General features: G+C 64.4%; 12 protein-coding genes. 3 read left to right on the top strand and 9 right to left on the bottom strand.

Annotation, left to right across the window (positions count from 1 at the left end; genetic code table 11):
• Window positions 1–51: 51 nt before the first annotated feature.
• From ACQ4OD_RS19520 to ACQ4OD_RS19510, 3 genes are all read right to left on the bottom strand, one after another.
• The gene (locus ACQ4OD_RS19520) at window positions 52–822 is read right to left on the bottom strand and encodes a MetQ/NlpA family ABC transporter substrate-binding protein (protein ID WP_046853610.1); all 771 of its coding nucleotides are present in this window, start codon (window positions 820–822) and stop codon (window positions 52–54) included.
• A gap of 64 nt (window positions 823–886) precedes the next feature.
• A complete protein-coding gene (locus tag ACQ4OD_RS19515; protein ID WP_023632566.1) occupies window positions 887–1,558 on the bottom strand; it encodes a methionine ABC transporter permease in 672 nt (223 codons plus the stop codon).
• Complete coding sequence (locus ACQ4OD_RS19510; protein ID WP_110696963.1) at window positions 1,558–2,565, bottom strand: methionine ABC transporter ATP-binding protein; 1,008 nt, start codon at window positions 2,563–2,565, stop codon at window positions 1,558–1,560. Before ACQ4OD_RS19510 ends, ACQ4OD_RS19515 begins: the two co-directional genes overlap by 1 nt.
• Window positions 2,566–2,787: 222 nt before the next feature.
• Here ACQ4OD_RS19510 and katE point away from each other — a divergent pair, with 222 nt between their 5' ends.
• Window positions 2,788–4,932, top strand: coding sequence for a catalase HPII (gene katE / locus ACQ4OD_RS19505; RefSeq protein ID WP_430944776.1), 2,145 nt, complete (start codon window positions 2,788–2,790; stop codon window positions 4,930–4,932).
• Window positions 4,933–5,047: 115 nt separating this feature from the next.
• Here the strand turns inward: katE and ACQ4OD_RS19500 are convergent, their stop codons facing one another.
• The 4 genes from ACQ4OD_RS19500 to zur all read right to left on the bottom strand — a co-directional run bounded on the left by ACQ4OD_RS19500 (window position 5,048) and on the right by zur (window position 7,915).
• Entirely contained in the window at window positions 5,048–5,755 is a 708-nt protein-coding gene (locus tag ACQ4OD_RS19500) for a PA5502 family lipoprotein (RefSeq protein ID WP_430944775.1), read from the bottom strand.
• A 129-nt stretch (window positions 5,756–5,884) separates the two neighbouring features.
• Window positions 5,885–6,667, bottom strand: a complete 783-nt coding sequence (znuB, locus tag ACQ4OD_RS19495) for a zinc ABC transporter permease subunit ZnuB (protein WP_102683011.1) — start codon at window positions 6,665–6,667, stop codon at window positions 5,885–5,887.
• A complete protein-coding gene (gene znuC, locus ACQ4OD_RS19490) occupies window positions 6,660–7,433 on the bottom strand; it encodes a zinc ABC transporter ATP-binding protein ZnuC (protein WP_102683012.1) in 774 nt (257 codons plus the stop codon). Before znuC ends, znuB begins: the two co-directional genes overlap by 8 nt.
• Window positions 7,430–7,915, bottom strand: coding sequence for a zinc uptake transcriptional repressor Zur (gene zur, locus ACQ4OD_RS19485; protein ID WP_046853615.1), 486 nt, complete (start codon window positions 7,913–7,915; stop codon window positions 7,430–7,432). The genes znuC and zur overlap by 4 nt, the downstream gene beginning before the upstream one ends.
• A gap of 18 nt (window positions 7,916–7,933) precedes the next feature.
• Between zur and ACQ4OD_RS19480 the strand changes: the two genes are divergently transcribed.
• Window positions 7,934–8,890: a zinc ABC transporter substrate-binding protein gene (locus ACQ4OD_RS19480; protein WP_198754063.1), complete on the top strand. Its 957-nt coding sequence runs from the start codon at window positions 7,934–7,936 to the stop codon at window positions 8,888–8,890.
• 104 nt (window positions 8,891–8,994) lie between these two features.
• Here ACQ4OD_RS19480 and ACQ4OD_RS19475 read toward each other — a convergent pair whose 3' ends face one another.
• Window positions 8,995–9,945: a homoserine kinase gene (locus ACQ4OD_RS19475; protein ID WP_102683014.1), complete on the bottom strand. Its 951-nt coding sequence runs from the start codon at window positions 9,943–9,945 to the stop codon at window positions 8,995–8,997.
• A 72-nt stretch (window positions 9,946–10,017) separates the two neighbouring features.
• Window positions 10,018–10,305: a DUF2782 domain-containing protein gene (locus ACQ4OD_RS19470; protein ID WP_046853618.1), complete on the bottom strand. Its 288-nt coding sequence runs from the start codon at window positions 10,303–10,305 to the stop codon at window positions 10,018–10,020.
• Window positions 10,306–10,379: 74 nt separating this feature from the next.
• Between ACQ4OD_RS19470 and polA the strand changes: the two genes are divergently transcribed.
• Window positions 10,380–13,127 carry a DNA polymerase I gene (polA, locus tag ACQ4OD_RS19465; protein WP_198754062.1) on the top strand — a complete coding sequence of 916 codons (2,748 nt, stop codon included), beginning with the start codon at window positions 10,380–10,382 and terminating at the stop codon, window positions 13,125–13,127.
• Window positions 13,128–13,441: the final 314 nt, after the last annotated feature.

Genomic DNA, 13,441 nt, shown 5'->3' with positions numbered 1-13,441 from the left:
GGGAGCCGGCTTGCCGGCGCTAGGGCCTCGAAGCGGCCCCGGGATGCAGGCTTAGAACGCAGGAACCACAGCGCCCTTGTACTTCTCGGTGATGAACTGCTTCACCTCAGGCGAGTGCAGGGCCTGTACCAGCTTCTTCACCGCGTCCGCGTCCTTGTTGTCCTCGCGGGTCACCAGGATGTTCACGTACGGAGAGTCCTTGCCTTCGATGGCCAGGGCGTCTTTTTCCGGGTTGAGCTTGGCTTCCAGCGCGTAGTTGGTGTTGATCAGGGCGGCATCGACCTGGGTCAGCACACGCGGGATGGTCGCGGCTTCCAGTTCCCGGAACTTCAGGTTTTTCGGGTTCTCGGCGATGTCCTTGATGGTCGACAGGATGTTCGTGTTGTCCTTGAGCTTGATCACCCCGGCCTTGTCCAGCAGCAGCAGGGCGCGGCCGCCGTTGGTGGCGTCGTTGGGAATGACCACGGCGGCGCCGGAAGGCAGTTCGTCGAGCTTCTTGACCTTGGCCGAGTACACGCCCAGCGGCTCGATGTGCACGCCGGCGACGCTTACCAGGTGAGTACCCTTGGCCTTGTTGAACTCATCCAGGTACGGCTGGTGCTGGAAGAAGTTGGCGTCCAGGCGCTTTTCCGACACCTGCACGTTCGGCTGGATGTAGTCGGTGAACTCCTTGACCTTCAGTTCCACGCCTTCCTTCGCCAGCTGTGGCTTGACGAAGTTGAGGATCTCGGCGTGCGGCACCGGGGTGGCGGCGACCGTCAGGGTCTCGGCGTGGGCCGAGAAGGCCGCGACCGCGGCGACAACAGCAAGCAGCTTCTTCATTGATCACTCCTTGTGAGGGCCGCAATGGCCCCCGAACGGGTCGGCCGGGCCGACCCCATTGGGGTTACTTACGGGAAAAATGCACGACCAGCTTGTCGCCGATCATTTGCAGTACCTGGACCAGGATGACCAGCAGCACCACGGTGACGATCATCACGTCGGTCTGGAAGCGTTGGTAGCCGAAGCGGATCGACAGGTCACCCAGGCCACCGGCCCCGACCACGCCGGCCATGGCGGTGTAGGACACCAAGGTGATGGCGGTCACGGTGATGGCAGCGATGATGCCCGGCATCGCTTCAGGCAGCACGGCCTTGAAGATGATCTGGCGGGTGGTGGCGCCCATCGACTGGGTAGCCTCGATGATGCCGCGGTCCACCTCGCGCAGGGCGGTTTCCACCAGTCGCGCGAAGAACGGTGTGGTTCCCACCACCAGCGGCGGGATGGCACCGGCAACGCCCAGCGATGTGCCGGTGATCAGCACCGTGATCGGGATCATCACGATCAGCAGGATGATGAACGGCACCGAGCGCACGATGTTGACGATGGTCGCCAGCACGGCGTAGACCTTCTTGTGCTCGAACATCTGCCGTGGGCTGAACAGGAACAGCACGACGCCCAGTGGCAGGCCCAGCAGGATGATGAAGGCCAGTGAGATGAACAGCATGACCATGGTGTCGTTGGTCGCCTGCCAGATCTCGACCCAGTCGACGTTGGCGAAATAGCTGAGGATGTCCATCAACGCAGTACCTCCATATGTACGTCAGCTGCAGTGAAGCGGGCGAATGCCGCCTCCATGTCTCCACCGATCAGGGCAAGGGTCAGCTGGCCATAGGGGATGTCCTTGATGCGGTCGATACGCCCGGCAAGGATGCTGTAGTCCACGCCGGTTTCGCGGGCCACGGTGCCCAGCAGCGGCGCGTAGGTGGCGCAGCCCTGGAAGGTCAGGCGCACGATGCGCCCCGGCACATGGGCGAAATCGTCGCGTTGCTCGTTCTCGTCCACCTGCTCGTCTTCCTGGACGAAACGCTTGGTGGTGGCGTGCTGCGGGTGCAGGAACACGTCGGCCACCGGGCCCTGCTCGACGATCTGCCCGGCGTCCATCACCGCCACGCGGTCGCAGACCCGGCGGATCACGTCCATCTCATGGGTGATCAGCACGATGGTCAGCTTCAGCTCGCGGTTGATCTCGGCCAGCAGTTGCAGCACCGAGGCGGTGGTCTGCGGGTCGAGGGCGCTGGTGGCTTCGTCGCACAGCAGGATCTTGGGGTTGGTGGACAGGGCGCGGGCGATGCCGACGCGCTGCTTCTGCCCACCCGACAATTGCGCCGGGTACTTCTTCGCGTGCTCGGATAGGCCGACACGGGCCAGCAGCTCGGTGACGCGCTTGTCGATCTCGCCACGCGACAGCTCGCCCGCCAGCACCAGCGGCAGGGCGACATTGTCGGCGACGGTCTTGGAGGCCAGCAGGTTGAAGTGCTGGAAGATCATGCCGACCTGCTGGCGGAAGCGCCGCAGCTGGTTCGAGTCGAAGGCGGTGACGTCTTCACCGTCGACCACGATCTTGCCGCCGGACGGCTCCTCGAGACGGTTGATCAGGCGCAGCATGGTGCTCTTGCCGGCACCGGAGTGGCCGATCAGGCCGAACACCTGGCCATCTTCGATGGTCAGGCTGGTCGGGTTCAGGGCCGGGATATCCCTACCGGCGACGCGGTAGGTCTTGTGGACATTTTGAAACTCGATCACTGAGCGAACCTTGTGGGGCGCATGGAATTTGGGTCAGCGGTTAGCCGGGGCGCGCATTTTAGCCTTTTCCCCTGCGTGTTCTTAGCATTTATTTCGTCACGCTCCAATCCAATCGGCATAACGCGACGGTCGGCAATCCGATTGAACGCATCCGACGGCGGCCCAGTCACTAATTGAACAAGCCCGAACGGGCAGCCTGAAGACTGATGAGGAGAGCCGAAGATGCCCAGCAAGACGCCGCAGGCGCCACAGCCCAGCCCTGTCGCCGGCACCGACACCCCGGACAAGGCCAACACCAACGCCAAACTGCAGAGCCTGGAGGCGTTTCGCAGCGACGCCAGCGGCCAGGCGCTGCGCACCAACCAGGGTGTGAAGGTCGCCGACAACCAGAACAGCCTCAAGGTCGGCGCCCGTGGGCCTTCGCTGCTCGAAGACTTCATCATGCGCGAGAAGATCACCCACTTCGACCATGAGCGCATCCCCGAGCGTATCGTCCATGCCCGCGGGACCGGCGCCCATGGCTACTTCCAGAGCTACGGCTGCCATGCCGAGCTGACCAAGGCCGGCTTCCTGCAAGACCCCGAGAAAATCACCCCGGTGTTCGTGCGCTTTTCCACCGTGCAGGGTCCACGTGGCTCGGGCGACACGGTGCGCGACGTGCGCGGCTTTGCGGTGAAGTTCTACACCGATGAAGGCAACTTCGATCTGGTCGGCAACAACATGCCGGTGTTCTTCATCCAGGACGCGATCAAGTTTCCCGACTTCGTCCACGCGGTCAAACCCGAACCGCACAACGAGATGCCCACCGGCGGCTCTGCCCACGACACCTTCTGGGACTTCGTGTCGCTGGTGCCCGAATCCGCGCACATGGTCATGTGGGCGATGTCCGACCGGGCCATTCCGCGCAGCCTGCGCATGATGGAAGGCTTTGGCGTGCACACCTTCCGGTTGATCAATGCCCAAGGCGTGGCCAGCTTCGTCAAGTTCCACTGGAAGCCGCGCCAGGGCGTGCACTCGGTGCTGTGGGACGAAGCCCAGAAGCTTGCCGGCAAGGACACCGACTATCACCGCCGCGACCTGTGGGAAGCGATCGAGACCGGGCATTACCCGGAATGGGAGCTGGGCGTGCAGATCGTGCCGGAGGCCGACGAGCACAAGTTCGACTTCGACTTGCTCGACCCGACCAAGATCATCCCCGAGGAGCTGGTGCCGGTGACCCCGCTGGGCAAGATGGTGCTCGACCGCAACCCGGACAACTTCTTCGCCGAAGTGGAGCAGATCGCCTTCTGCCCCGGGCACATCGTGCCGGGCATCGACTTCAGCAATGACCCGTTGCTGCAGGGCAGGCTGTTTTCCTACACCGACACCCAGATAAGCCGCCTGGGCGGGCCGAACTTCCACGAGATTCCGATAAACCGCCCTGTCGCGCCCAATCACAGCAGCCAGCGCGATGCCATGCACCGCATGACCATCGACAAGGGCCGGGCGTCCTACGAGCCCAACTCGATCGATGGCGGGTGGCCGAAGGAAACGCCGCCCGCCGCGCAGGATGGCGGTTTCGAGAGTTACCAGGAACGTATCGACGCGAACAAGATCCGCCAGCGCAGCGAGTCGTTCGGCGATCATTTCTCCCAGGCGCGCCTGTTCTTCCAGAGCATGAGCCCCACCGAGCAGCAGCACATCATCAAGGCCTACAGCTTCGAGCTGGGCAAGGTCGAGCGTGAGGCGATCCGCGCGCGGGAAGTGAACGAGATCCTGGCCAATATCGATCTCAAGTTGGCGGCAGCGGTGGCGGCCAACCTCGGCCTGCCGGCGCCGAAGGCCGGCACGGTCAAGGTCAAGGGCAGCAAGCCGGCACAGTCAAAGGCCTTGAGCCAGATGAACCACCCCGGGGACATCGGCATCAGTGGACGCAAGATCGCCATCCTGATGGCTGATGGCGTGGATGACGCGAGTGTCGACAAGGTAGTCAAGGCGCTGGAGGCGCAAAGTGCGCGTCCCATGCTGCTGGGGCCGACTTCGGCACCCGTGAAGACTGCCGCTGGCAAGCAGCTGCCGGTGGATGCATCGATGGAGGGCATGCCCTCGGTGATGTTCGACGGGGTGTGGGTGCCGGCGGGCAAGGCTTCGCTGGAGGCGCTGGAAAACAGCGGCGTGGCCAAGCACTTCCTGCTCGAGGCCTACAAGCATCTCAAGCCCATGGGGGTAGCCAGTGAGGGCAAGCTGCTGCTGAACAAGCTGGGACTCGAGGAAGATGCGGGGCTGTTGCTGGGCGATGACCAGAAGGCGCTCGAGGCCTTCTTCAAGGCCGTCGAGGGGCACCGGGTATGGGCGCGGGAGGCGGCTGCCGAAGCTGTTCCTGCATAATCGGGGGCTGCTTTGCAGCCCATCGCCGCGGTTCGTCGCCACGACAAGCCGGCTCCCACAGATTGTAGGCGGTCCCTGTGGGAGCCGGCTTGCCGGCGATGAGGCCCTGACAGGTTTATTGCTGATGAGGGATCAACACCACCTGCGCCGGCAATGAACGCTGGATCTCATGCTTCTGCTTCAGCTCGAAGCCACTGTCGAGCTTGCGCACTCGCTTCTCCAGCAGGGTCTTGAGCCAAGGCGCATCCTCGGTACGCGGCACCTGGAGCACCACCTCGCACTGATAACTCACCACGTCCGCCGCGATATCGTCCAACTGGCGACGCATCGCCCGGCTATCGGTGGTTTTCAGCGCCACGACGGTGGTCGGCGCGGTCGGGTCGATAACCCGGGCCTTGGGCTTGGACGCGGCAGCCTTGAGCGCCGCTTCGGCCTTTTCCAGTTCGGCCTTGCGTGCCTGGGCCACGGCATCGCCACCGGTCAGGGCCGGTGCTTGCGGCATCAGCGCCCGGGCGCGGGCCAATGCCGTGGCAGCGGCATTCACATCGCCCTTCTGCAGGACAATCTGGCTACGGCGCAGGTAGGCCTCGGCCAGCTGGCGCTGATGCGGTTCGAGGCGGGCGTCATCCGGCGCCTGGGCCTGCAAGGCGGCCAGTTGATCCTCGGCGGTGGCCAGCTCGTTGCTGGCGATGCTTTGCTCGAGCTGGTGCCAGGCATCGGGCTGGGCAGGCGCCACCGGCTGCTCGGCCGGCTTGCTTGAGCAGGCAGCCAGGAACAGGGAAAACGCGGCAACAAGCAGATAACGTGAGGCGAACGGCTTCATTCCTGCGACTCTCTATTTGCGCAAAAAGCGAGCAAGTCTACACCCAGGTGCGCACGCTCGAAAACAAGTCTTCTCAGACTCGAAACCTGCGAAAAGGTTGCAGGATGCGCCTGCGCGCACCCTGAAAATTCAGCGTTTCGGCAACGCCAGGCTCAGCAAGAATAGCACTGCCGCACAGACCACGATCGAAGGCCCGGCCGGGGTGTCCTTGAACCAGGACAGCGCCAGGCCCCCGCAGACCGCAGAAACGCCAAGCAGGCTGGCGCCCACGGCCATCTGCTCCGGTGAGCGGGCGTGACGCTGTGCCGCAGCGGCCGGGATGATCAGCAGCGAGGTGATCAGCAGCACGCCGACGATCTTCATCGCCACCGCGATCACCACGGCTATCAGCAGCATCAGCGCCAGGCGCAGGCCGGCCACTGGCAGGCCTTCGACCGTCGCCAGTTCCTCGTGCACGGTCACCGCCAGCAGTGGTCGCCAGAACATCGCCAGCAGCACCAGTACCAAGGCGCTGCCGCCGAGGATCCAGGCAAGGTCGGTAGGGCTGATTGCCAGCAGGTCACCGAACAGGTAGGCCATCAGGTCGATGCGCACATCGTGCATGAAGCTCAGCACCACCAGCCCCAGCGACAGCGTGCTGGGGGCGAGGATACCGAGCAGGGTGTCCGAGGCCAGCGGCTGGCGCTGCTGCAGGGTCACCAGCAGGATCGCCAGCAGCAGGCAGCCGACGGTCACCGCCAGTGCCGGGCTGACGTCCAAGGCGAAGCCCAGGGCCACGCCGAGCAGCGCGGCATGGGACAGGGTGTCGCCGAAATAGGCCATGCGCCGCCACACCACGAACGAGCCCAGGGGCCCGGCGACCAACGCCAGGGATATACCGGCAAGCAGGGCGTAGAGAAGAAAATCAGCCATGCTTGCAGTGCTCTCCGTGAACATGGGCGCCGGGGGCGATCACCGAACCGTGCAGGTCGTGGCTGTGATCGTGATGGTGGTGATAGATGGCCAGGCTCGGGGCGTTCTGGCCGAACAGCTCGACGAAGGCCGGGTCGTTGCTGACCTGCTCCGGGTGGCCCGAGCAGCACACGTGGCGGTTGAGGCAGACCACCTGGTCGGTGGCGCTCATGACCAGGTGCAGGTCATGGGAAACCATCAGTACGCCGCAGCCGTGGCGGTCGCGCAGGCGAGTGATCAGGTTGTACAGCTCGGTCTGGCCAACTACGTCGACACCCTGCACCGGTTCGTCGAGTACCAGCAGCTCGGGCTCGCGCAGCAGCGCGCGGGCCAACAGCACACGCTGCATCTCGCCACCGGAGATGGTCTGGATCGGGTTGTCGATCACCTGCTCGGCGCCGACTTCCTGCAACGCCGCCAAGGCTGCCGCACGGTCTACACCGGGCACCAGGCGCAGGAAGCGCAGCACCGACAAGGGCAATGTGGCGTCCACCTGGATCTTTTGCGGCATGTAGCCGATGCGCAGCCTGGGCTTGCGCCACACTTTGCCGCGATGCGGCTTGAGCAGCCCCAGCACGGCGCGCACCAGGGTGGTCTTGCCGGCGCCGTTGGGACCGATCAGGGTAACGATCTGGCCCGGTGCCACCGCCAGGTCGATGCTGTCGAGCACCGCTTCGCCAGCGAAGCTGACACCGACTTGCTCGAGGCGGATCAGGGCATCGCTCATGCCTTGCCCCGGCAGTTGCCGCACAGGCCGACCACTTCGACGGTTTGCGTCTCGACCGCAAAGCCCACGGCATTGGCGCTGCTGACGATGGCGTCGCTGATGCTGTTCTGCTCCAGCTCGATGGCGACATGACATTCGCGGCAGATCAGGAACTGCCCCTGGTGCGCGTGCTCGGGGTGGCTGCAGCCAATAAAGGCATTGAGCGAGGCGATGCGGTGCACCAGGCCATTTTCCAGAAGGAAGTCCAGGGCACGATAGACGGTCGGTGGCGCGGCGCGGCGGCCGTCCTGCTCGCTGAGCACGGCGAGGATATCGTAGGCGCCCAGCGGCTTGTGGCTCTGCCACACCAGCTCCAGCACGCGGCGGCGCAGGGCGGTCAGGCGCAGGCCCTGACGGTTGCACAGCGCGTCGGCCTCGGCCAGCGCACTGTGGACGCAATGGGAGTGATCGTGGGGACGGTGGGCCAGCGGCGTGATGGACATGGGCAGCGACGGTTCAGGATGGAGACGTTATTATGTTACCTGTTTCTGACGACCCGAGTATCCACCGTGTCCCGAATCCTTGCCCTCTTTGTCGCTTTCATCGCTTTTTCGGCGCACGCCGACGTGCGCGTGCTGACCAGCATCAAGCCCCTGCAACAGATCGCCGCCGCCGTTCAGGACGGTGTCGGCAGCGCCGATGTGCTGCTGCCGCCGGGCGCCTCCCCGCACAACTACGCACTGCGCCCCTCCGACGTGCGCAAGGTCGCCGATGCCGACCTGCTGTATTGGATCGGCCCGGACATGGAAGGTTTCCTGCCCCGCGTGCTGAAGAGCCGCGCCAAGCCGACCGTGGCCGTGCAGTCGCTGTCGGGCATGCAGTTGCGTCATTTCGGCGAGGACAGCCACTCCCATGACGAGGAAGACCACGACGATCATGACCACGACCACCGTCCGGGCAGCCTCGATGCACACCTGTGGCTGTCGTCGCTGAATGCCCGGGTGATCGCGACGAAGATGGCCGGCGACCTGGCAGCGGCCGACCCGGCCAATGCCCCGCGCTACCAGGCCAACCTCAAGCAGTTCGTCGAGCGCCTGGATGCCCTGGATGCGCGCATCAAGCTGCGTGTGGCGGGGATCGCCGGCAAGCCTTACTTCGTGTTTCACGAGGCGTTCGACTACTTCGAGGCCGCCTATGGCCTGAAGCACACTGGCGTGTTCAGCGTGGCGTCTGAGGTGCAGCCGGGCGCGCAGCACGTCGCCGCCATGCGCAAGCGCTTGCAGGCGGTGGGCAAGACCTGCGTGTTCAGCGAGCCGCCGCTGAGGCCGCGCCTGGCCGAGACGCTGACGGCCGGATTGCCGGTGCGGTTGGCCGAACTGGATGCGCTGGGTGGCACCGACAAGGTGGATGGCAAGGGCTATGAGCGGTTGCTGGAGAAGCTCGGCGGCGACCTGGTCGGCTGCCTGGAACAGCTCTGAGGCTGTAGGCGGACCAGGTGGGAGTGGGCTTGCCCCGCGATAGCGTTGGCAGGCCCAGCGCTATCGCGGGGCAGGCCCGCTCCCACAAATGCCGCTATTGCCTATCAGAGCGCGAACGGCAGCTTCAGCGCAACCTGCTGGCGTTGCGCCAGGCGCACCTCGAACTCGCTAGGGTCATGGATCATCACGTCCATCCCGGCGAACGCCTGCGCCGCGATCAGGCGCGACAGCCAGAAGCGCACGCACGCCACCCGCAGCATTACCGGCCACAGCTCCGCTTCAGCGGCGGTGAACGGCCGCAGTGCCGCGTAGGCGCCCAGCAATGCCTGGGCGCGTGGCAGGTCGATACCACTCTGCTCGTCCAGGCACCAGTCGTTCACGGTGATGGCGATGTCGTACAGCATCGGCCCGGAGCAAGCATTGTAGAAGTCGATCAGCCCGGTCAGGTGAGTGCCTTCGAACATCACGTTGTCACGGAACAGGTCGGCGTGCAGGTTGGCCTTGGGCAGGGCGAGGATCTGCGCCTTGTGCGCGGTGATTTCCGCCAGCGCCGGTTGCAACAGCCCGGCTTGCTCCCGGTTCAGGCTCGGCAGCAGCTCGGCGCCCGATTCCAGCATCCAGTCCAGGCCACGGTCGGTGCGGCGCTCGATGATGCGCTCGCGGGTGGCCAGGTGAATGTGCGCCAGCAACTCGCCGACCTGGGCGCAATGCTGGTTGTTCGGCAGCTTGACGTGCTTGCCCGACAGTCGCGGCTGCAGCAGCGCAGGCTTGCCGCACAGTTCGCGCAGGCCATGCCCTTCGCGGTCGCGCAGGGCGTAGGGCACGGGCATGTCGGCATCGTGCAGCACGTCGAGCAGTTCGATGAAGAACGGCATGTCTTCAGCCGGCCCACGCTCGATCAGTGTGAGGACGAACTCCCCTTTTTCCAGGCTGACGAAGAAATTGCTGTTCTCGGTACCGGCGGCGATGCCCTGGAAGTCGAGCAGGCGGCCCAGCTCGTATGGCGCCAGAAAGGTTTCCAGCTCAGGCCGGGACACAGGGGTGAAGACTGACATGTTGAAGAATTGCCCATGCGGGCACTTCCGCCCGGAAGTGCCTGGTTGATAAGAACGATACGCGTTACTAGCTTACCACTCGAAGATCTTCCAGGACGGAATCAGCATGTCCGGCTGGTCGGAACGAATGAAATTGCCTTCGGAGCCATCGGCGCGTACCAGGAAATAAGGCTTGCCGTTCTTCGGCGTGACCTTGATCGCATACAGGAAACCGTTTTGCCGATATTCCTGGATGGTTTTATCGCCTTCCGTGCGAATGGTTACATCGGGATCGGCCGATGGGGCTTCGTCCGCCGCCTGGGTGACGACTGGCATGGTGGCCAGCAGACCGAGCAGTAACAGGCGATTGAGTGTGCGCATGATAACCTAGTCCTTTTGTCGTCATTGATCCGGCTATTCTAGCGCCGGACCCGTCGAAAAGGTTGATTCTCCTCATGAGCCAAGCGCCCCTCGTCCTGGTGGACGGTTCGTCCTACCTCTACCGCGCCTTCCACGCGCTGCCGCCGCTGACCACCTCCAAAGGCATGCCCACCGGCGCGGTCAAGGGCGTGCTGAACATGCTCAAGAGCCTGCGCAAGCAGTACCCGGACAGCCTGTTCGCAGTGGTCTTCGATGCCAAGGGCGGGACCTTCCGCGACGCCATGTTCGCCGAGTACAAGGCCAACCGCCCGAGCATGCCCGATGACCTGCGGGTGCAGGTCGAACCGCTGCACGCCAGCGTTCGTGCACTGGGCTACCCGCTGTTGTGCGTCGAAGGCGTGGAGGCCGACGACGTGATCGGCACACTGGCGCGCAGCAGCGCCGCCGCCGGCCGCCCGGTGATCATCTCGACCGGTGACAAGGACATGGCCCAGCTGGTGGACGGCCACGTTACCCTCGTCAATACCATGACCGGTAGCGTGCTCGATGTCGCTGGCGTGCACGAGAAGTTCGGCGTAGGGCCCGAACACATCATCGATTTTCTCGCCCTGATGGGCGACAAGGTCGACAACATTCCCGGCGTGCCGGGCGTTGGCGAAAAGACCGCGGTGGGCCTGCTGACCGGTATCGGTGGCGGCCTGAGCGATGTGTACCAGAACCTGGACAAGGTGCCGGGCCTGGCCATTCGAGGCGCCAAGACCCTCGCCGCCAAGCTCGAGGAGCACCGCGACGCGGCCTTCCTCTCCTACGAGTTGGCCACCATCAAGTGCGATGTCGAGCTGGATGTCGAGGTGGACGCCCTGGTCTGTGGCGAACCCGACCGTGAAGCACTGATGGCGCTCTATACCGAGATGGAGTTCAAGAGCTGGGTTGCCGAAGTCCAGCGCAGCGCGCCCCAAGCCGGTAATGGCGCCGCTGTCGCCGAGGCTGTTGCCGAGAAGATTGAGCCGAAGTACGAAACCATCCTCGACCAGGCTCGCTTCGACGTCTGGCTGGAAAAGCTGCGCCAGGCGCCGCTGTTCGCCTTCGATACGGAAACCACCGGCCTGGACGCCCAGCAGGCGCAGATTGTCGGCCTGTCGTTCGCCGTCGAGCCCCATGAAGCCGCCTATGTGCCCCTGACCCACGACTACGAAGGCGCTCCAGCCCAGCTGGACCGCGAGCGCGTGCTGCTGGCGCTCAAGCCACTGCTGGAGGACCCGGCCAAGGGCAAGATCGGCCAGAACGCCAAGTACGACATCAACATCCTGGCCAACGGCACCCCGGCCATCCACATGCGCGGCGTGGCCTACGACACCATGCTCGAGTCCTACGTGCTCGACTCCACCGCCACCCGTCACGACATGGACAGCTTGGCGCAGAAGTACCTGGACCACACCACCATCGCCTTCGAGGATATCGCCGGCAAGGGCGCCAAGCAGCTGACCTTCAACCAGATCCCGCTGGACAAGGCCGGCCCCTACGCCGCCGAGGACGCCGATATCACCCTGCGCCTGCACCATGCGCTGCAGGCACGGCTGGCCCAGACGCCCAGCGTGCTGCCGGTGCTGATGGATATCGAGATGCCGCTGGTGCCGGTGCTGGCGAAGATCGAGCGCCAGGGCGCGCTGGTCGATGCCGGGCTGCTCGGCGTGCAGAGCGGTGAGCTGGGAGCGAAGCTGGTCGAGCTGGAGCGTGAGGCGTATGCGCTGGCCGGCGAGGAATTCAACCTGGGCTCGCCCAAGCAGCTCGGTGCGATTCTCTACGACAAGCTGGGCATGCCGGTGCTGAGCAAGACCGCCAAGGGCCAGCCGTCCACCGCCGAGGCGGTTCTGGATGACCTGGCCGAGCAGGGCTACCCGCTGCCCAAGGTGCTGATGCAGTACCGCAGCCTGAGCAAGCTCAAGAGCACCTACACCGACAAGTTGCCGGGGCAGATCAACCCGCGTACCGGACGCATCCATACCTCGTATCAGCAGGCTGTGGCTGCCACCGGTCGCTTGTCGTCCAGCGACCCCAATCTGCAGAACATCCCGATCCGCACCGCCGAGGGCCGGCGCATTCGCCAGGCTTTCGTCGCCAGCCCCGGCTACAAACTGCTGGCGGCGGACTATTCGCAGATCGAGCTGCGTATCATGGCCCATCTGGCCAAGGACGAAGGGCTGCTGCACGCCTTCCGCAACGACCTTGACGTGCACCGCGCCACCGCCGCGGAAGTGTTCGGTGTCGCCCTCGAGAACGTCACCACCGACCAGCGCCGTAGCGCCAAGGCGATTAACTTTGGCCTGATCTATGGCATGAGCGCATTCGGCCTGGCCAAGCAGATCGGCGTCGATCGCAAGCAGTCCCAGGACTACATCGACCGCTATTTCGCCCGTTACCCAGGCGTGCTGGCCTATATGGAGCGCACCCGCGCCCAGGCCGCTGAAAAGGGCTTCGTCGAAACCCTGTTCGGGCGTCGCCTGTACCTGCCGGACATCAACGCCAAGAACCCGTCCTTGCGCAAAGGTGCCGAGCGCACCGCGATCAACGCGCCGATGCAGGGCACCGCAGCAGACATCATCAAGCGCGCGATGGTGGCGGTGGACAACTGGCTGACCGAGAGCGGGCTGGATGCGCGGGTGATCCTGCAGGTGCACGACGAACTGGTGCTTGAGGTGCGCGAAGACCTGGTCGACCAGGTGAAAGCCGAGATTAGGGTCCACATGAGCGGCGCGGCGCAGTTGGACGTGCCGTTGCTGGTGGAAGCGGGTGTTGGCTCGAATTGGGACGAAGCTCACTAAACGCCGCGTGAAAGCTGTGTAGGATCTGCGGCGTAGTGTCGCGGATCCGGCGCAGGCCTGGGGCCTTAGATCGAGAGTTTCATGAAACTATCGCAAATAGTTTCCAGGGGCTCGGAACTAAACCGGTGAACCGCCACTCAGAGGTACTGAATGGCTGGTGAAGCCTTTCGATGCTCCTATGTTGTGTTAAGTGTTGGCAGATATCTGGACCCCGCCCTAGCGGTCCGGACTTGGACCCCGAACTTCCCCCTCCCCATACGAAGTCCGGGGTTTTTTTTGCCCGGAATTCGGCGTCATGTCTGCCTGGGCTCGTG

The organism is Pseudomonas sp. WC1 (genome assembly GCF_050586565.1).
Taxonomy (GTDB): domain Bacteria; phylum Pseudomonadota; class Gammaproteobacteria; order Pseudomonadales; family Pseudomonadaceae; genus Aquipseudomonas.
Note: the sequence above shows the minus strand (reverse complement) of the source record. Positions and strands in the feature narration are given on the sequence as shown.